Here is a 1,125-nt window from a genome sequence, read left to right as displayed (position 1 = left end):
AAACGTATGTGTAGGTTGTCATGCCTGCGTAACGTCCTGCAAAGAATGGAATACATCAGGATCGGCGGGTCCACTCACTGATCTAAACCCCTATGGCGCAAATCCAAATGGGGCTTTTTTCAATCGGGTGCAAACATATGAATCTGGTAGCTTTCCTAAAATGGAAACCGTGCACTTTCCTAAGTCATGCTTGCATTGCGAAGAGCCGCCTTGCGTACCGGTATGCCCTACAGGGGCAAGCTATAAACGCGCCGAAGATGGCATCGTACTGGTAGACTACGATAAATGTATTGGCTGTAAGTATTGCGCTTGGGCCTGTCCATACGGCGCACGTGAACTCGACGAAGAACGTCAAGTAATGACCAAATGTACTTTGTGCGTCGATCGGATATACAGCGAAACTTTGCCAGAAAGCGAGAAGAAACCTGCTTGCGTTCTCGCCTGCCCTACCAGCGCACGTATTTTTGGAGATATCCACGATCCAGAATCAGAAGCAAGCAAAGCAATTGAAAATCGCTCAGGCTACAAGCTCATGCCTGAGTGGGAAACTCAGCCTGCAAATCACTATTTACCACGCTCTATTACCGAAATCATTAATGCAGTTAAGGCAGAAATCTAATGCATCCGAATTTTTCACTTATTTTCTTTACTACCCTTGCGGGTATGGCCCAGGGCTTACTGGTTTTTATTGGCATCCTCAATATAGGAAATGATGGCTTGCCTAATGATTTCTTAGTCAAGCTCGCCATACCAACTGCCCTAGTCTTGTTGATTACAGGCTTAATCGCCTCGATGTTTCACTTAGGTCACCCAGAAAGAGCCTGGCGCGCTGTATTAATGTGGCGCACTTCATGGCTGTCTCGCGAAGTGATTATTCTGCCAATTTTCATTGGCATCACCTGCCTTGCTCTATTTTCTGCGTATCTTGGAGAAAATAATTCATGGATTTGGGTTTCTCTGATTGCAGCATCTTTTGTACTTTGGCTATGCACTGCCAAAATCTACCAATGCATTCGTTTTATTCAAGAGTGGGCTCACTTCTCCACGATTGTGAATTTCATTATTCTTGGTCTTGCATCAGGCTGGATGCTCTTATCCATCTTACTTTTGATCTGGTTTGGACCA

Annotated in this window: 2 protein-coding genes; both read left to right on the top strand. The window is 45.2% G+C overall.

What is annotated here, in order from left to right; translation table 11 throughout:
• A partial coding sequence (locus B7Y67_RS18915) for a 4Fe-4S dicluster domain-containing protein (protein ID WP_293599951.1) occupies positions 1–619 on the top strand: 619 nt, incomplete at its 5' end.
• Positions 619–1,125 (top strand): DmsC/YnfH family molybdoenzyme membrane anchor subunit (locus tag B7Y67_RS18910; protein WP_293599950.1); only part of this gene is annotated, 507 nt, incomplete at its 3' end. The genes B7Y67_RS18915 and B7Y67_RS18910, both read left to right, overlap by 1 nt.

Source organism: Polynucleobacter sp. 35-46-11 (assembly GCF_002281105.1).
Note: the sequence above shows the minus strand (reverse complement) of the source record. Positions and strands in the feature narration are given on the sequence as shown.